The following is a 17809-nucleotide window of genomic DNA, read 5'->3' as shown; positions in this document are numbered from 1 at the left end:
AGCCACCACCAACATAGGAGAAGCGATGACCAGATACGCAGTAGATGAATCCCGCTCAACGATCGTCCGTACATACCCCACATCCATCGGAGACCGCGCAAGCGATCTCACGTCAATCGATGCCGCCCTTGAGCCCTACGCCATCGGACTCGCGAAGGCCCTGACCCGCCTTTCAACCGCCCTTTGGGTTGCCTACGAGAGCCCCGAGGAAGACGACGAACACGAGGACGTTCCAGGCCACGACGCCGGGCCGGATCGTGATAAGTATCAGGAAACACTCAACGCGGTCAGCAAGCCGAACTTGCCTCTCGCGTCCGGCGGCATGAACATCTCATACGACGACGCCGAGGAATCCGGACATGCCGTCGGGCGTATCCTCCACGCGGTCGGATCTCCCACGCTACTCGCCGCAATTCTGGACGAGTCCAAAGCCGAGATCCTCGCGGTCACCGCCGCGCAGGCAGGAGACCTCAGCGGACGCGGTGAGCAGGCAAGCATTCTCAGCCGCTCAGTTGTCTCCGCCGCTCATGTGGCACGCGCGCATGAACTTCTCACCGCCGACCCGATGGCCCGCCCGTCTGCCTTCATCGGTCTTGAGCCGGTGGCCTGCGCTGTGGCGGTCGCCGATTGGCTGAAGTGGGCGGCGCTCCTCGCCTCCAAGGCAAGTGGCATTCGCCATACGGCGGTCGTCATGACGGCGGACAACATCGAACCTTTCGCGTGCGAGCGCCCCACACTGGTTCTCGAGCGGATGGCCAAGCGGCAGTCAGCAGAGTCCATCATCACCGCCATGGTCCGCGAGGCTCTCGCTGTGGCCAACGGCTACAACATGCACCTCACCTCGCTCGAGGATCTGCCCGATGTTCAGCGTCCTGGACCGGATCTGCTGGAGGACCTCCTCGATGCGATGGGCGCCTGCTTCCTCATCTGGAACCTCGACCAGGATGACTCCGCGCCCTGGCCAGACGACATGACCTCGGAAGAGGAGGACGCGAGAGAGAAAGAGCTCTACGAGAAGCGCGAATCCGCATTCACCGCTGCGCTTCGTACCCGTGGGCGAAAAGAACTCCGCCGTCGCACCAACATAACGGCGCCGACCGCCAACATCACTTGAACCCCGTGCCTCCGACTCCGCGTTCTCGTCGCTGAGTCGGAGGCACCGGCAATCTACGTCCACACCTACGGATCCGCGGGCAACCAGGGCGAGCTCCATCCCCGCCATGCCAGGACGCAGATCGGCCGACGTGTGCTCTAACCTTTTCCCTTCGCAGGCCAGTTGCGTACCGACCGCACCCGCCTCACCAGCCGGTCGAGCGAAATGGCCCCTATCGTGGACAGCCTTCGACTACGCATCTTCTTGCGCGATGGCGCTGTCGCGTGTTTGGTTCCCTCGATTGTCCGCAAGGACCGCAAGTGCTGCGAGCCGTTCGACTTGTTCCGGGATGAATTGCGCGGGCGCCTTCTTACGTTCGTTTGCGAGCCAGTACGCGAGTTCACGTTCTTCCTCAGATCGTCCGCGGCGCGCTGTTGGATAAACGCCGCGGGTGCAGTGCGGTGACCCGCGCGGGTCATGATTCCCGTGTCGTCGCTCCAGCCTGGGCAAGCCCAGCGTGCCGCAAGTCATCCCGGGGAACTACACCCGCTTCACCCGGTTAAGAGCCCTCGGGGGCCGCTTAGGGTACGGGCCAGAGCCCGACCGATTGTCGATATTCGGTCGCTTCAACGTTCTCGTTGAACTCGAGAATGTTCCCGACCTTGCTCAAAAGCACTTCGCGGACCTCTGCCGGTGTCACGAAGAAAAACTCCTTACGTGAATTGGCACGGTTGAGCGCTCGATCGGCGAAGTGGCGGTGGAGGTCGGCCTCGAGCGTGACCGCGTTCTCGGAGAAGAACAAGGCATGAGTATCGAACCTGAATGGTACCGATGCGCCACCCAACTCGAAGATGCGGTCGCGAGGCTCAAGGCGCCGCGTCAGCCCGATCTTGACGACGTTCTTTCCAAACGCGCCTTGGTTAGAGATCACATACACGTACCCAGCTCGAATATTCGCCGCTCGATAGTCGTTCTGCGCAATCGCCTCGTCCACAGCCGACAACCGCTGCGCAAGGGCCTCGTCAACATGACCGCTTTGCTGCAACGCAGCAAGAGTGTTGATCAGATGCAACCGCTCTTTGTCTAGTCGGGCGCGCTCCTCTGCGAGCTCCCTCTCAACTCGTTTCTGTTCTCGAAGGCGCGCTCGTTCCTCACGTTCAGCTTCGCGCTCTTCTTGTTTCTTGAAGAGCCAGTCTGCAGTGAGTTCAATCTCGCGCACCCGAAGGTCATGGAACTCGTCGCTGATGCGCATTTCCATGAGCTTGCCTAGCTTCGCAATCGCGGTGCGCGACGCATCGAGGCGCTTCTTCGCTGTCACCACGTTGCCGGCACGGAGAGCACGAATCGAGTTGTCTGCTTCGGCGTTGTACGCGCGGAGCATGAGCTTGGCGAGGTCATCCGTCATCCGGCGCCCTTGCGCGAGAGAGTTGTTGAACGTGAAGAGCTCAGATCGGACAATCGCGTTTCCGGCAAGAACGAGTGCTGCAATCTCCTTCTCCAGAGTTCTCAACTGATCCTGATACGCCGCAGCGGACTCCAGGGGATGGTGGTAACGGTAGATTCCAACGTCTTGCAGCACGCGCGCATCGTCGAGATCCACGTACTCCGCGGAACTGGACTCCGTGATTTGCGCGCGCAATGCCGCGTTCTCGGCCTCCAAAAACGCGAGACGGCCAGAGTCGCCCGCGTACTCAACTTCCTCGTTCGCAGTAGAAAATTCCTCCAGTGGCTCCTCTGCCTCGCTCTGCTGAGGAGCTTCGAGCGAATCGACCACCCACAGTTGCCACCCCAGAGGTGGCTCGGGCCACGACGGATCCGGCGTCCAGCCTGCCGGTGGCACCCAACCCGACGGAGGCTGAGGCCAGCCAGGCGGAGGATTAAACGACAGACCAGTGCTGCTCATCGTGCGCGCCGAACCCCGCCAGCGACAACCGGAAGGAGTCCGTGTGGATTCTTGGAGATGGCAGCACCAAGGTGCTCCAGCGTTGCCGCGGGCACGACGCCGGAAAGATCGAGCTTGTCGAACTCTTCACGACTCGCAGCCACCGCGACGAACGGCACGTAAGTCGGTTGGCCCGTCGCGGGGCTGATCGTCTGTGTTCCGAGCTCGAGCGCAATCGTCTTGATCAGCGTGCGCCTATCCGCTTCGAACACTTCATGAAGCGAACGCAACGCAACGTTGTGAACTAGTGCGGTGTAACGCTCCTTTGTATCCTTCTGGGTCGCGGCGACTGGTGTGATCTCGTCCGTTGCTTTCGTGTACTTGTAGTGCTTCGATGTGGGCACAACGCCCGGACCTGGAACCAGGACTCGCATCGTTAGTTCGGCCTCAGCAGGATCAAACCTTGCAGAATGCGTAATCTCAAGCCATTCCGGGTACGTGGAATTGGCAAGCACGATAGAGACGTACTCCTGCACAGCATCCACAGTTCCGTAGCCAAGACCAGCAATCAACTGATCCAACTCCTCATTCTGAGCAGAGACCGCACGCTCACGCGCGGCACTCTCGTCTTCATAACGCGCAATCGCCGCTGCGAGACTCTGCTCACGCTGCCGCTCAGCCTCCGCGTGCCTAGCCGACGCCGCCGCACGCTTAGCGGGCAGTTCCTCTCGGGCCGCCTCCCATATTGCGTAGTCGACCGCGTACTGCTCCTCAACAGCAGCAACCGCCTGTTCCTGCTTCTGTTTGCGCCCAAACAGCCCTTTCACCGGCTCGGGTTCTCGCTTTACCGGCAGTGAAGGATCAGGAATCGGCGTTGGGGCGGGGATCGGTATCTGCAGATCCACATGCGGGAACGGCGGGTGAACTACCACCGCACGGAGCGACTCAAGATCGACGAAGTCATCAACCGACAGCGTCCCCGCGAGAACATCATCAAGCTCAGCGAACTTGCCGTTTAGGTCAGAAGTCAGCTCTTCAGCTTCGGCGACACGAGCAGCAGCGTAAGCTAACGCCGCCTCACGCTCAAGCCGCTTGCGGTCCTGCTCGGAAGCGCGATCCGCGGCCATTCTCGCGCGTTCCGCAGCGCGTTGAGCAGACTCGGCCCGCTTCGCAGCTTGCGCCTGCTGCCGCATCGCTGCCTGCTGACGCTGCTCCGCCACTTTCGCCTGATGCTGAAGCTCAGCGAAAAGACCACGACGACGTGCCATCTGTACTCCCTCAGTAAATGCCCGCAGTCTATCGGCGACCGATGACATCAGCAGTTGGACCGACCGGCATTGGCTGATGACGCCCCGCCGCGTGGCGGACCTTCTCGACACCGCATAGCGAGACGTCATCCGCATGAAAAGTGCGTTGACCAGGAAGTTCTTCCTGGATTTATGCCAACTAGTGTGAGAACACGGATGCCAGGACGCAGCGAGAAGCCGCGCCAACATCAGTGCCAACTATCCTTCAGTGTGCCAACTAGCTTGAGAACTCACACAAGCACTTCCATCGGAGTGCCCCGGGCTACGCCACGCTCAAAACCCACGCATCCTGCACCCGCGCGAGTCCCCTCACAGAAACCGTCCGGGCATCACCCGATTCCGCCAGCACTCTCGCGAGCGGATTGACCAGTGCCGCTTCGATCACACTCGCAACGCCACGCCCGCCGAACTCCAGCCGCTCCAGCGCTGCCGCGACCAGATCGGCGCGCACCTGGGGCTGAAGCTCCAACGCGACACCGCGCCGCAACCGCACGGTGTCGATCACGGCATCCAGATAACGCTCGGCCAGCTGCGCTCCCGTCGCGGCAGAGATCGAGTCGAACACGACGATGTTGTCACCGATACGGCTGAGCAGCTCCGGGCGCTGGAGCTCGGTGGTGAAGTGGCGGTGGATCTCGTTCAGGATGCGACGCTGACGCGCATCTCGATCGGACTCGACAAAAGCATCCACCGCACCCAGGTTCGAGGTGAACACGATCAGCGATTCACTGAAGTGCACGGTGCTGCCGCTACCGTCGGTGAGACGACCCTCGTCGAGAATCTGCAGGAACTTGTCGAGGATCCGCGGATGCGCCTTCTCGATCTCGTCAAACAGCAGCACCGAGAACGGCCGCTCGCGCACGGCATTCGTCAGCTCTCCTCCCGCTGAGTGCCCGACATAGCCGGGAGGAGCGCCGATCAGACGCGCCTCGCTGTGCTCAGCGGAGAACTCACTCATATCGAAGCGGATGTAGGCGTCTTCGGCACCGAACAGCACCTCGGCGAGCGCCTTCGCAAGCTCGGTCTTGCCAACCCCGGTCGGGCCGGCGAAGAACAGGATCCCCTGCGGACCGCCACGTCGACGCCCCTGGTGGGCACCGGTAAGCCCGAGCGCAGACCGCAACAGCACATCCAACGACCGCTCGACGGCGCGCGCCTGTCCGAGAACGCGCTGCTGCACGCTTTCGCGAGCCCCCTGCACGCGCGCCAGCAGATGCGGATCATGCCACGGACTGTCGACCACACCAAGCAGATGGCTGCGGACGGCTTCGTCGATGTTCCCCGGCGCTGTTCCCTGATCGCGCGCAAGCGCGACGATGTTTCGGATGCCTCGGAACGTCACCCCCTGCGTGGTCGCCGCGAGCAGATCGATCGCGGCACCGCGCACATCAGCATCCGAATCGGCAAAGCCGTCCAGCGCGGGAAGAAGCTCCATCGCAGCCTGACGCCTCGCACCGAGAGTCGGCAGCGGCACCCGCAGCGCACGAGTACTGTCGGCTTCACGGAGCCATCCGGGTGCATCCGCCTCGGCATCACCGACCCAGATGACGGCATTTCGCGGCGAAACGCCCCGCCCGCTGCCGCTGGTTGCGACACGCGCAGCAAGAGGATCCACCGCATCCACCACGAAATCCCGCGCGGCAAGCCGGCGAGCCACGAGCATCAGACGGGAGACTTCAACGCTGATGTCGTCGACCCAGAGAGCCGACGCCCCGTCGATGATCAGCGCGACACGAAGATGCGAAACGGCCGTCGCCTGCAGCGCGAGATCGGCGACCTTCGCAATGGCACCAACGGTTGCGCGGCCCAGATGGGCATCGGGGAAGAAGTCGTTGCTGACGACGCCGGCTCCCGCATGATCGAGCAGAATGCCCTCGAGTGGATCGAAGCGGTAGACGAGGTCGTACGCATTCTCGACGAGGCAGCGCAGCAGCGCATCGACGGTCGTGAGGAAGTGCCCGTCATCCCCATCGAGATGCAGATCGTGCACATTTCCGGTGACGAGGTACTGCGCGGTGATCGGCAGCGACAGATCGAATTCGCGCAGCCACGCGGGGCGCAGGGCGCTCATGCCGTCATCTCCTTCGGAAGTCCGATCTGCGCGAGCGCAAGCCGATGCGCCTCGATCGCGGCACCGCGCAGCGGCGTCGATGCGCTGACGATGACCCGTGGCGGATCGATGCTCAGCGAACGGATGCCGTCGCCGAGGCGTTCGGCGAAATCGGGGATCCGGCTGAGCGGCCCACCCAGCGCGACAGCCTCGGGGTTGACGATGATGACCGCGTTCGCGACCGCTCGGGCGAGGGCATCCACAACCGCGGTGAGGCTCTCGTCATCGAGTCCGGGGAACCGAGACGGGTCCAGGCCGTAGCGCTCGGCAGTCCCCAGCCCCAGACGGGCGAGGTGCTGGGTGATGTCCTGGGTCTCGTCGGCGCGCAGGTATCCGATCTCACCGGCGAGTCCGGAACTGCCGCGGAACAGGCGCCCATCCAGCACAAGCCCGGCGCCGAGCCCCTCCCCCGCGTACACGTAGAGAAAGTTCGTGCACTCCCGCAGCGCGCCCTCGCGCAGTTCGCCGAGAGCCGCCCAGTTCACGTCGTTGTCGATGACCACATCGGCACCGGCCGGCAGCTGCAGATCCCGGCGCGGGTCGATGAGCGCCGCCGGGAAGACCGAGCGCTCCAGCACGGCCGGCTTGTCGGTGCGGGCATCCACCGGGTCGGCGATCGACACGGTCACGGCGAGCACCCGGGCGGCGTGTTCACGCGCAGCATCCGCAATCAGAGCGTTGGTCTGCGCGACGATGCGGGCCGGATCACTGTCGGGGGCGACCACGGCGCGATGCTCGGCGCGCACAACGGCGGCGAGATCGCGCGAGACGACGGTGATCTGATCATTCTGAATGACGATCGCGAGCGAGCGGCCGTGGTCCGGATCGATGCGGAAGAGAGTGGCGACTCCACCGCGGCGCCCTTGTCGGATGCCGACTTCCTGCAGCACTCCGCGCGCTGCCAGGCGAGCGACCGCTGTGGAGACGGCCGGCTTGGAGAGTCCGGTCGCCTGCGCGATCTCCGCACGCGATGCCGGCTCGTCGGCGTTGCGGATCGCCGCAAGGACGCTGGCGTCGGTAATGGATGCCAAAAGCTCCGGCCGCGGCACGGTGCGGTCGACACCCGGGCCTGTTGACGTCGTCATCCGCATCTCCTATGGTGGGTCCAACGCATTCAGTAATCATACCTTACTGAATCCCGAATCATCAGGAGACATCATGTCAGAGCAGACGAGCTGGACATCCCCGCCCGAAGACTTCCCGGCCGCGGTACGGACCATCAAACGGATGCTGCGTGAGCAGATCGGCGACGTGGGCGCCTACTTCAAACGAATCGAAGCGCTCATCGAGCCGAAGGTTCTCGAGATCGAAGCCGCGCACGCCCGCGGCGAGAACGTCTGGCCGATCGTGCAGTACGCCGATATCGAGGCCGGCACCGTCCCACAGGAGACCATCGATCTCATCCACCGTCGCGGCTGCGCCGTCGTACGCGGTCAGGTCTCCCCCGAACAGGCGACCGAGTGGGATCAGTCCCTGGTGAACTACGTCGACAGCAACGATTTCATGACGCAGTACCGCGGACCTGCGGACAACTTCTTCGGGACGCTGGATGCTTCGAAGCCGGAGATCTATCCGATCTACTGGTCACCGTCGCAGATGGAGGCGCGCCAGCACGAGCACACTGCGAAGACGCAGAGTTTCCTCAACCGACTGTGGAAGAGCGAATCGCGCGGGGTGACCTGGTTCGACCCGGATCAGGACTCGATGTACCCCGATCGCATCCGTCGCCGCCCACCGGGGACGACGTCGAAGGGCCTGGGTGCGCACACCGACTCCGGATCGATCGAGCGCTGGTTCACGCCGGCCTATCAGCAGGTGTTCGAGTCGATCTTCCACGGCGACATCGAATCGTACGACCCGTGGGACGGCGCCTTCCGCACCGAGGTCGACGAGTACCCGTCATCCACGATGTGCAGCGTGTTCCGCAGCTTCCAGGGGTGGCTTGCGATGAGTGAGATGCAGGATGACCAGGGTGTGCTCTGGACCGTCCCGATCCCCGAGGCGATGGCGTACATCCTCATCCGCCCACTGCTCGACGACGTGCCGGAGGACTCCCTCTGCGGCGCGGCGCAGGGCATGGCCCTCGGCATCAGCGAGGAGTGGCATCCACTGCTCATGCGCGCACGCGCCGGCATCCCCACCGTGCAGCCCGGCGACTCGGTGTGGTGGCATTCCGATGTGATTCACGGCGTCGCCTCGGTTGAGCAGCAGGAGGGCTGGGGCAACGTCATCTACATTCCCGCCGCCCCCATGTGCGCGAAGAACGCCGCCTACGCCCAAGATGTCGCCGATCGGTTCCGTCGCGGCGAGAGCCCGGCGGACTTCCCGAAGGAGGACTACGAGGTGGAGTGGGCGAACCGCTTCCGCGAGGAGCAGCTCAGCCAGATCGGCGCGCGCGGGCTCGGCATCACTCGCAAGGCGCGTCGCGTCGAGCGGTCGGCGGCACTGCCGCAGCCGTAGTCGGCTGCTGCGCGTAGTCGGCTGCTGCGTGCCTCCTCGTCGCAGATCGTGGTTACGCTCGTCACGGAGGACTCTCACCCGGAGTTCTCCGTGACCTGCGAGAGGAAGCGATCATGTCCCAGGAATTCGACGCGCTCACCGAAGATGACCTGCGTGATGCGGGCAGCATGAAGTGGACGGCCTTTCCCGGCATGATCGGGGCTTTCGTCGCAGAGATGGACTTCGGTCAGGCCCCAGCGGTCACGCAGGCCGTCAGTGCAGCGATGGAACGCGGGCTCACCGGTTACCTCCCCACCCACCTCTCGGATTCACTCGCCGAGGCGACGGCGAATCGCTATGCCCGTGCGCACGGATGGCAGATCGATCCAGCGCAGGTGCACGCGCTCCCCGACGTCATCGCCGCCTTCGAGTTCGCGATCGAGCACTTCACGAGTCCCGGCGCCGCGATCATCGTTCCGACGCCGGCGTACATGCCGTTCCTGATGGTTCCGCAGATGCACGGGCGCCGGGTCATCGAGGTTCCGAGCATCGAGGCCGACGGCCGCTGGCACATCGATCACACCGCCGTCGCCGCAGCCTTCGCCGATGGCGGCGAGCTGTTCGTGCTGTGCAATCCGCACAATCCGCTCGGCACGGTGGCCACGCGCGCAGAGCTGGAGCAGATCGCCGAAACAGTGGCGGCCGCCGGTGGACGCGTGTTCTCGGACGAGATCCACGCGCCGCTCGTCTACGCCCCAACACAGCACATCCCGTATGCCTCAATCTCCGACGTTGCCGCGAATCACGCAATTACCGCAGCATCCGCGTCGAAGGCCTGGAATCTCGCCGGCCTCAAGTGCGCGCAGATCATCATTTCCAACGAGGCGGATGCTGCGCTCTGGGAGCGCGCCGGCGGCTGGGCCGGCCACGGTACATCGACCATCGGCGCGGTGGCGAACGTCGCGGCGTACACCCAGGGCGAGGGGTGGCTGGCCGAGGTCGTCGAGTATCTGGACGGGAACCGGCGCACGCTTGCGGACCTCGTCTCCGCGCACCTGCCCGATGTGCGCGTGACAATGCCGGAGGGTACCTATATCGCGTTGCTCGATTTCCGGAACACCGGCCTCACCGGCGATCTCGGCGCCTGGTTCCGGGAGCACGCCGGGGTCGCGATGACCGATGGGGCCGCATGCGGTGAAGCCGCCGTCGGCTTCACCCGCTTCGTGTTCGCGATGCCGCGGCCGCTGATGGCCGAGGCGATCAAGCGGATCGCCTCGGCGCTGGCGGAGCGTGGGGCCCCGTCAGCTGCGCCCCTGGGCGATCGCATCGGCGATGTCGATGAGGTCGTGTGACCATTTTTCGCCGCGTTCGGCGGTGAATCGCGAGATCGGCAGAGCGATGCTCATCGCGATCCGCTGACTTCCGAACTCACCGATCGAGATGGACATTGCCGCGATGCCCGGCTCGCTCTCCTCGAGGTTCCATGCGATCCGTGACCCCCGCTCCGGTCGCACTTTGCGCTGCTACACCCGCGTTTTAGCAGCGTCACGTGCGACCGGAACAGCACAAACGCGATCACCGCGGGTCGCCATGCGCTAGATTGTCAACAATCTTGCAGACCTGAGAGGAGCACGTCCGGTGCCCGAGAATCCCGATGTCCGCAGTAAATTGCGTTCCGCCATCCTGCGCGGAGCTTATGCACCACGCCAGCGCCTCATCGAAGCCGACCTCGCTGAGGAGTACGGCGCAAGCCGCTTTGTCCTCCGCAATGCGCTGATCCAACTCGAAGCGGAAGGGCTCGTCGAACTGACGCCGAACCGCGGCGCGCGCGTCCGCGAGATTACGCCGGCGGAAGCGGTCGAGATCACCGAGATCCGCCAGTCGGTCGAGGGCCTAGTCGCCGCCCGAGCGGCCGAACGAGTCACCGAGGAGCAGATCATCTTTCTCCGCCAGGTCGGCGAGGACATGCGCGAGGCCATCGAGAACCATGAGCTGATGCGGTATTCAGAACTCAACTCCCTGTTACACGGCACCATCCGCGACATCGCCGAGCATGCCGCCGCAAACCGGGTACTTGAGCAGCTCAACGGCCAGATGGTGCGCCACCAGTTCCAGCTGTTCCTGGTGCCCGGTCGACCGAACACCTCATTTCCCGAGCACCTCGACATCATTGAGGGCGTGTGCACGCGCGACCCGCACCGCGCCCGCGCCGCGATGGAGACCCATGTCGGCAGCGTCATCGCCACCCTGACGCAGTTCGCCGAGGCGACACCCGTCCACTGAAGGTCGAACGCGGATTGTTATCAATCTCGTAAACAGAATTGACAACGCTGTCAAAGCGCGGGTACGGTCATCGAATCGAGTGGCACAGCAGCCACCCGAAATCCATACCCCTTTCACACAATGGAGTGACATGAAAAAGGCAGGCTTTTTCGCCCTCGCGGCGATCACCGCTCTGGTTTTGAGCGGTTGCACCGACTCCGATGCCCCCGCAGGAGGCACCGACGATGCCGACACCAGTAGCTCTGCTGCTGACCTGACTCCGATCACGGTCGGCGTGATTCCGATCGCCGACACGGCACCGCTCTACGTCGGCGATGCCCAGGGCTTCTTCGAAGACGAGGGCCTGGACCTCACCATCGAGACCGCTACCGGTGGCGCAGCGATCGTTCCGGCCGTCGTCTCCGGCGACTACGAATTCGGCTTCAGCAACCAGCTGTCACTGATGGTCGCAGCCGATCAGGGCCTCAACATCACGATGGTCAGTGCTGCTGTCTCCAGCACTGGCGACACCACCCAGGACATGGGCGCGGTCGTCTCCAAGGCCGACTCCGGCATCGTCAGTCCGGCCGACCTCGCTGGAAAGACCGTGTCGAGCAACAGCGTCGGAAACATCAACGACACCGTCGTTCGCTCGGTCGTCGATGAAGCCGGCGCCGACTCCTCCACGATCGACTTCGTCGAGGTGCCGTTCCCTGACGCCATCGCGGCCGTCGAGAACGACCAGGTCGACGCAGCATTCGTCGTGGAGCCGTTCGTCACGTCTGCGCTGGAAGCCGGCCTGAACGTCGTCACCTACGCCTACGCTGACTTCGACCCCAAGCTCGACATCGCCGCATACTTCGCCCTCAGCGACATCGACCCGGAACTGCTTGAGAAGTTCCAGTCCGCGATGACCAAGTCGCTGGAGTTCGCTGACTCCAACCCGGATGTCGTGCGCGAGGTCATGGGCACCTACACGAAGACTCCGCCGGAGGTTCTCGCAGAGATCACGCTGCCGAGGTTCCCGACGGAGATGGATCGTGCCTCGGTTGAGAAGCTCGCCGCTGCCGCCCAGAACTATGGCGTCCTGAAGGCCGAGCCGGACTTCGATAACCTGCTGCCGTGACAGCTGTCATCAACACCCTGAGCGAGGTGCGGCGGCTACGCCGTCGCCCCTCGCCTGGGGCCGGTCCCTGGCTGGGCGCAGTCGGTGTGATCGCATTCCTGGCTATCTGGGAAGCGGCCTCACGACTGAACCTGGTCGATTCCCGATTCGTTCCCCCGGCCAGCGAGGTACTCATCCGCTTCGGCGAGTACGTCGTCGACAAGGCCTTCTGGCGCGATGTCGGCTCCACCATGCTCAGCTGGTCGCTGGGTCTGATCATCGCCGTAGTCGCGGCGACCGTGATCGGTTTCCTCATCGGATCGAGCCGGTTCCTCGAGCGTCTGACGCATTCGACGATCGAGTTCCTCCGCCCCGTGCCATCTGTCGCGCTCATCCCGTTGGCTGTACTCCTGTTCGGCACGAAGATCCAAGCGGGGCTCCTGCTCATCGTCTACGCCGCGTTCTGGCAGGTTCTGCTGCAGGTCATCTATGGGGCAAAGGACGTGGATCCCGTCGCGGATGCCACGGCACGAAGCTACGGTCTCACCCGGTTCCAGCGGGTTCGGCACGTGATGTGGCCGACCGCGCTGCCGTATCTGATGACCGGCATCCGCTTGGCCGCCGCCGTCGCACTAATCCTCGCGATCACCGCCGAACTCATCATCGGAACTCCTGGCCTCGGCAAGCAGATCGCCGAGACGCGAGAGGGCGGAGCGATCACGAGCATGTACGCCCTGATCCTCGCGACCGGACTCATCGGCGTCGCTATCAATCTGGTGGCCCGGTTCGTCGAGCGCCGCGTGCTCGCCTGGCACACCTCAGTGCGAATGGATGTGGCCGGATGAAACTCCTCAAGTCTGTCTTCTTCCTACTCGCCCTGCCGATCGTCCTGGTGCTGCTGTGGTGGATCTCCACGATCGTCAATCCCAGCTTCTTCGTGCCGACGCCGGGCGAGCTGGTCACGACGTTCTTCGACACCTGGTTCGGCGAACGCCTCGCGGAGGATGTGCTGCCGAGCATTGGCCGCCTGTTCCTCGGGATCGCCGGCTCGATCATCATCGGCGTGGGTCTCGGCCTGCTGATCGGCTCATTCAAGCCGCTTCGCCAACTGCTCGAACCGCTGCTGGAGTTCTTCCGGGCGATCCCGCCGCCCGTGCTGCTTCCGCTGCTGATGATCATCATCGGCGTCAACTGGCGGATGCAGGTCTTCGTGATCATCTTCGGGTCGCTCTGGCCCGTGCTGCTGAACACCGTTGAGGGCGTTCGCGCCACCGATGAAGTTCAGCGTGACACCGCCCGCAGCTATGGCCTGGGCCGGATGGCGCGCCTGCGCTATCTGATCCTTCCCGCAGCGGCGCCACAGATTCTGGCCGGAGTGCGCCAGTGCCTGTCGATCGCCCTGATCCTCATGGTGATTTCCGAGCTCTGGTACACCTCCGCCGGTCTCGGTTTCACCATCGTCCAATTCCAGCGCAACTTTGCGATACCGGAAATGTGGAGCGGCATCCTCGTGCTGGGCCTGATCGGTCTCGGACTTGCTGTGCTGTTCCGCTACACGGAGCGCTACATCCTCCGCTGGTACCACGGATTGAGAGAAGTCCAACGTGAATCTTGAAGACACCAACACCCCTGTCCTCCTCGTCGACGGTCTGCGCAAGATCTATCCGTCACCGACTCCCGGTGGCGAGGCTGTCGAAGCGATCCGTGATCTGACATTCAGCATCCCTCAGGGACAGCTGGTCTGCATCGTCGGCCCGTCTGGAGCCGGCAAAACCACGCTGCTCAAGTGCATCGCCGGTCTTCTGCCGCCCACCGCCGGACGCCTCGAACTTGAGGGCAAGGCCATCACCGGGCCACCCAAGACCATGGCGGTCGTCTTCCAGGAGTATGGGCGCAGTCTCTACCCCTGGATGAGCGTGCAGGCGAACGTCGAGCTGCCGCTGAAGAGTGCCGGCATCGCCAAGGCTGAGCGCCAGCAGCGCACGAGCGAAGCGCTTGCAGCGGTCGGACTCGCCGATGCGGCAGACAAGTACCCGTGGCAGCTTTCCGGAGGCATGCAGCAGCGCGTCGCCATCGCCCGCGCGGTGGCCTACCGGCCGCAGGTTCTGCTCATGGACGAGCCGTTCGCGGCCGTCGACGCGCAGACTCGGGCCGACCTTGAGGATCTCGTCCGCAAGATCTGGAAGGAGCTCGGCGTCACCGTGCTGTTCGTCACGCACGACATCGATGAGTCGGTGTATCTCGGTCAGCGCGTCATCGTGCTGTCGAACCGGCCGACGGTCGTGCAGGATGACATCGTGATCGACCTGCCCGATGAGCGTGACCAGCTGACGACACGCTCGGACCCGCGGTTCGTGGAACTGCGTCATCACATCTACGGTGAGATCCAACGAGCCAAGAACAACGCCGGCGGCGAGGAGCAGGCGACCAGCGCCTGATCCACGCCCCACCCCTCTGTTCAGGTCGCAGTTGCTGCCGCTAAACGTGTGTTTTAGCAGCAGCAACTGCGACCTGAACTGTGTGTGAAAGGACCGAACAGATGACACAACGCGGACGCAAGCAGGTTGTCCTCGCGATCATCGCGCTGTGCCTGGTCGCGACGCTGATGCGTCCGGCAGTGTCGGCGGTCGGGCCGCTCATCGACCGGATCTCCGGAGACACCGGCATCCCGCTCGCATTACTCGGTTCGCTGTCAACTGTCGTGCTGATTACGTGGGCGATCGTGTCCCCATTCGCCCACGGTTTCGGCCGCCGGCTCGGCCTCGGCGGCGCCGTGCTGGCCGCGATGGGGCTGCTCGCGGTCGGCGCCATCGTGCGCTCTTTGCCCGGCTCCACCGCCTGGCTCTGGATCGGAACCGCATTGATCGGCGTCGCCCTGGCGATCGGAAACGTGCTGCTGCCGGCCGTCATCAAACGCGACTTCCCGCTGCGGGTGCCCCTCATGATGGGCGTGTACTCAGCGCTTCTGGGCGGTGCTGGCGCCGTGGCATCCGGACTGGCGGTTCCGATCGCCGGCCTCACAGGTGACGATGCCGGCGCCGGGTGGCGAATCTCACTGCTGATCACCGGCGCGGTCGTCGCACCGCTTGCCCTGGTCATGTGGTGGCAGGTCAGTCGCCGCGAGATGCGCGCGATGCGCGCGGCGTCCGCGGTGCCGGCGACTCGCCTGGGTATCTGGCGTGACCCGGTGGCCTGGCAAGTGGCCGGATACATGGGTGTGCAGTCAACGACGTTCTACGTACTGGTGACGTGGCTCGCGACGATGTCCGTCGACACCGGCCGCGGCGCCGTCCTCGCCGGTGTCGACGTGATGGTTTACCAGATCTTCTCCCTGGTCGGCTCGCTCACCGTCGTGTTCGTCATGCGTGGGCGCGGCGCACGGATCACTCCGGCGGCGCTCCCGGCACTCGGTATCCTCAGCATCATCGGCCTCATGATCTGGCCGGATGCCATCGGCGTCTGGGTCGTGCCGCTCGGAGTGTTCTCCGGCATCTCGCTCGGAGTCTCGCTGACGCTCATGGCAGATCGGGCCCGCGACCACAGCACCTCGTCCGCACTGTCAGGCATGTCGCAGTCGGTCGGCTATGCGATTGCTGCTGTCGGACCCGCACTGTTCGGCGGCATACAAGCTCTGACCGGCAGCTGGACAGTTCCGCTGATCATCCTGCTGGTGACCATGTCGCTGCAGGGACTGTTCGGCATCTTCGCCGCGCGCGACCGGTTCGTGCTCGACCCGCGCTAGGTTCCGCGCGGCGCGCTCCGCCCGCGCTCCGCGCCCGTACGCTCCGCGCGGGGTTACATCCCTGCTCCCGTCGCACTTCGTGCTGCTATTCGCGCGTTTTGGCAGCACGAAGTGCGACCGGAGCGGAGGAAGAATCAGTCCTCCGCGGCGCGCGTCGCCTTGCGGTCAGCGATGAGCGTGTCGCGCACCTTGCGGCGCAGCACCTTGCCGATCAACGACGTCGGCAGCTCTTCCCACACGACGTAGGCGCTCGGGCGCTTGTACTCGGCCAGACGCTCACGAGCCGCTTCGCGCGCAGCATCCTCATCGAATGTCGCGCCGTCTTCCAGCACGACGACGGCGGTGACGATCTCCGCACCGCTTCCGCGCGGAATTCCCACGACAGCGGATGCCGCAACACCCGGAACCGTCACGATCACCTGCTCGACCTCGCTGGGTGAGACGTTGAAGCCGCCGGTGATGATGAGTTCTTTCTTGCGGTCGACGACCGTGACGAAGCCGTCGTCGTCCTGCACAACGAGGTCACCGGTGCGCAGCCAGCCGCCCTCGAGCAGTGTGGCCGCCGTCTCCTCCGGCCGGTTCCAGTAACCCTGGAAGACCTGCGGACCATGAATCAGCAACTCCCCCGCCTCGCCGAGTTCGACCTCGCGGCTCGGGTCGGCGGGGTCGACGACCTTGATGTCGGTGGATGGGAACGGGATGCCGATGGCGCCGATGCGACGAGCATCCGTGAACGGGTTCGCCAGCGCGACCGGGCTGGTCTCGGTGAGCCCGTAACCCTCGTTGAGCATGCTGCCGGCCTGGTCCTCCCAGCGCTTCACGATCGCCGGGGTCAGCGTCATGGCACCCGAAATCGCGTAGACGACACCGGAGAGATCGAGCTTGCCCTCCTTCGCGACACGAGCGAGACGGTCGAACATCGGCGGAACGGCCGGCACGAACGTCGGCGGGAACTTCTTCGCCGCCTTCTCGACCAGGGCCGGGTCGAACGTCGGGAAGAGTACAGCGCACGACCCGGTCTCAACGGAGTAGATGACCGAGAGCAGCACACCGAACGAGTGGAACATCGGCAGCAGGCCGTAGATGCGACCGTCGCCGCGCGTGAAGTCCGGCATCCACGCCGCACCCTGGCGAGCATTTGCCCACAGGTTCACGTGCGTGATCATCGCCCCCTTGGGCGTGCCGGTGGTCCCGGAGGTGTACTGCAGAGACGCCAGATCGGATGCCGCGGGGCGCGGATGCGACGCTGAAAGCGGCGCGCTCTTCTCGAGCTTCGAGAAGGGAATGGTTCCCGGCGCCGACGCGGTCAGCTTGTCGCGCGACTCGCGGGCCTTCGCGATCGGCAGCTTCAGCGCGAGGCGCATCGCGAACGGCATGGCGCGGGTGACATCGACGGAGATGATGTCACGGATGCCGAGCTCGGCGGGCAGTGCGCGCAGAGTGGGCACAAGCTTGTCCCAGGTGATGACGACGGTCGCGCCGTGGTCACGGAACTGCACCTCGAGCTCATCGCGGGTGTACAGCGGATTGTGTTCGACGACGACAGCACCCAGGCGCAGCACCGCGTAGAAGGCGATGACGTGCTGAGGAGCATTCGGCATGATCAACGCAACGCGGTCGCCGGCGGTGACGCCCATCTCGCGCAGCGCGTTCGCGACGCGGGAAACGCGATCGCCGAGTTCGCGGTAGCTGACCGTCCGGTCGAAGAACGCGATCGCCGGTCGGTCTGACCACTGGGCGACGCGCTCGTCGAGCAGATCGCTCAGCGACCCGGTGACCGGCTCGATGTCGATGGGCGTCCCGGGCGCGTAGAACCGGTTCCAGGCGCGCGTCTCATTCAGCTGCATGCTCAAATCCTACGTTCCCCTA

The 17809-nt window shown here is 64.4% G+C and carries 15 protein-coding genes; 9 read left to right on the top strand and 6 right to left on the bottom strand.

The genetic code is table 11. The features are described from left to right. Window positions 1–25: 25 nt before the first annotated feature. Complete coding sequence (locus ACSS7Z_RS07380) at window positions 26–1114, top strand: hypothetical protein (RefSeq protein ID WP_438253861.1); 1089 nt, start codon at window positions 26–28, stop codon at window positions 1112–1114. Between the two features lie 559 nt (window positions 1115–1673). Here the strand turns inward: ACSS7Z_RS07380 and ACSS7Z_RS07375 are convergent. The 4 genes from ACSS7Z_RS07375 to ACSS7Z_RS07360 all read right to left on the bottom strand — a co-directional run bounded on the left by ACSS7Z_RS07375 (window position 1674) and on the right by ACSS7Z_RS07360 (window position 7477). Beyond that, window positions 1674–2867 carry an SNIPE associated domain-containing protein gene (locus ACSS7Z_RS07375; protein ID WP_438253860.1) on the bottom strand — a complete coding sequence of 398 codons (1194 nt, stop codon included), beginning with the start codon at window positions 2865–2867 and terminating at the stop codon, window positions 1674–1676. Between the two features lie 125 nt (window positions 2868–2992). Further along, entirely contained in the window at window positions 2993–4243 is a 1251-nt protein-coding gene (locus ACSS7Z_RS07370; RefSeq protein WP_438253859.1) for a hypothetical protein, read from the bottom strand. 301 nt (window positions 4244–4544) lie between these two features. Beyond that, window positions 4545–6353, bottom strand: a complete 1809-nt coding sequence (locus ACSS7Z_RS07365; protein ID WP_438253858.1) for an AAA family ATPase — start codon at window positions 6351–6353, stop codon at window positions 4545–4547. Next, window positions 6350–7477: an ROK family transcriptional regulator gene (locus ACSS7Z_RS07360; protein ID WP_438253857.1), complete on the bottom strand. Its 1128-nt coding sequence runs from the start codon at window positions 7475–7477 to the stop codon at window positions 6350–6352. The genes ACSS7Z_RS07365 and ACSS7Z_RS07360 overlap by 4 nt, the downstream gene beginning before the upstream one ends. A 73-nt stretch (window positions 7478–7550) precedes the next feature. On the opposite strand from ACSS7Z_RS07360, the gene ACSS7Z_RS07355 reads away from it, so the two are divergent. Together ACSS7Z_RS07355 and ACSS7Z_RS07350 are read left to right on the top strand one after the other, a co-directional pair. After that, window positions 7551–8852 carry a DUF1479 domain-containing protein gene (locus tag ACSS7Z_RS07355; protein WP_438253856.1) on the top strand — a complete coding sequence of 434 codons (1302 nt, stop codon included), beginning with the start codon at window positions 7551–7553 and terminating at the stop codon, window positions 8850–8852. A gap of 113 nt (window positions 8853–8965) precedes the next feature. Beyond that, window positions 8966–10183, top strand: a complete 1218-nt coding sequence (locus tag ACSS7Z_RS07350; protein WP_438253855.1) for a MalY/PatB family protein — start codon at window positions 8966–8968, stop codon at window positions 10181–10183. On the opposite strand, the gene ACSS7Z_RS07345 is transcribed toward ACSS7Z_RS07350, so the two are convergent. Next, a complete protein-coding gene (locus tag ACSS7Z_RS07345) occupies window positions 10133–10345 on the bottom strand; it encodes an IclR family transcriptional regulator (protein WP_438253854.1) in 213 nt (70 codons plus the stop codon). The two genes, ACSS7Z_RS07350 and ACSS7Z_RS07345, sit on opposite strands and share 51 nt — an antisense overlap. Before the next feature lie 124 nt (window positions 10346–10469). Here ACSS7Z_RS07345 and ACSS7Z_RS07340 point away from each other — a divergent pair, with 124 nt between their 5' ends. From ACSS7Z_RS07340 to ACSS7Z_RS07315, 6 genes are all read left to right on the top strand, one after another. Then, window positions 10470–11114 (top strand): GntR family transcriptional regulator, encoded by a 645-nt coding sequence (locus tag ACSS7Z_RS07340; RefSeq protein WP_438253853.1) that lies wholly within the window; start codon window positions 10470–10472, stop codon window positions 11112–11114. A 130-nt stretch (window positions 11115–11244) separates the two neighbouring features. Then, window positions 11245–12219 carry an ABC transporter substrate-binding protein gene (locus ACSS7Z_RS07335; protein WP_438253852.1) on the top strand — a complete coding sequence of 325 codons (975 nt, stop codon included), beginning with the start codon at window positions 11245–11247 and terminating at the stop codon, window positions 12217–12219. Beyond that, window positions 12216–13043 (top strand): ABC transporter permease, encoded by an 828-nt coding sequence (locus ACSS7Z_RS07330; protein WP_438253851.1) that lies wholly within the window; start codon window positions 12216–12218, stop codon window positions 13041–13043. The genes ACSS7Z_RS07335 and ACSS7Z_RS07330 overlap by 4 nt, the downstream gene beginning before the upstream one ends. Beyond that, window positions 13040–13813 (top strand): ABC transporter permease, encoded by a 774-nt coding sequence (locus ACSS7Z_RS07325; protein ID WP_438253850.1) that lies wholly within the window; start codon window positions 13040–13042, stop codon window positions 13811–13813. Before ACSS7Z_RS07330 ends, ACSS7Z_RS07325 begins: the two co-directional genes overlap by 4 nt. Beyond that, window positions 13803–14636, top strand: coding sequence for an ABC transporter ATP-binding protein (locus ACSS7Z_RS07320; protein ID WP_438253849.1), 834 nt, complete (start codon window positions 13803–13805; stop codon window positions 14634–14636). The genes ACSS7Z_RS07325 and ACSS7Z_RS07320 overlap by 11 nt, the downstream gene beginning before the upstream one ends. A 101-nt stretch (window positions 14637–14737) precedes the next feature. Next, complete coding sequence (locus tag ACSS7Z_RS07315) at window positions 14738–15940, top strand: MFS transporter (protein ID WP_438253848.1); 1203 nt, start codon at window positions 14738–14740, stop codon at window positions 15938–15940. Between the two features lie 134 nt (window positions 15941–16074). On the opposite strand, the gene ACSS7Z_RS07310 is transcribed toward ACSS7Z_RS07315, so the two are convergent. Then, a complete protein-coding gene (locus ACSS7Z_RS07310; RefSeq protein ID WP_438253847.1) occupies window positions 16075–17787 on the bottom strand; it encodes a long-chain-fatty-acid--CoA ligase in 1713 nt (570 codons plus the stop codon). Window positions 17788–17809: the final 22 nt, after the last annotated feature.

This window comes from Microbacterium wangyouchuni, assembly GCF_051546305.1.
Classification (GTDB): Bacteria; Actinomycetota; Actinomycetes; order Actinomycetales; family Microbacteriaceae; genus Microbacterium.
The sequence above is the reverse complement of the archived record's forward strand: the minus strand, read 5'-3'. Positions and strand labels throughout refer to the sequence as shown.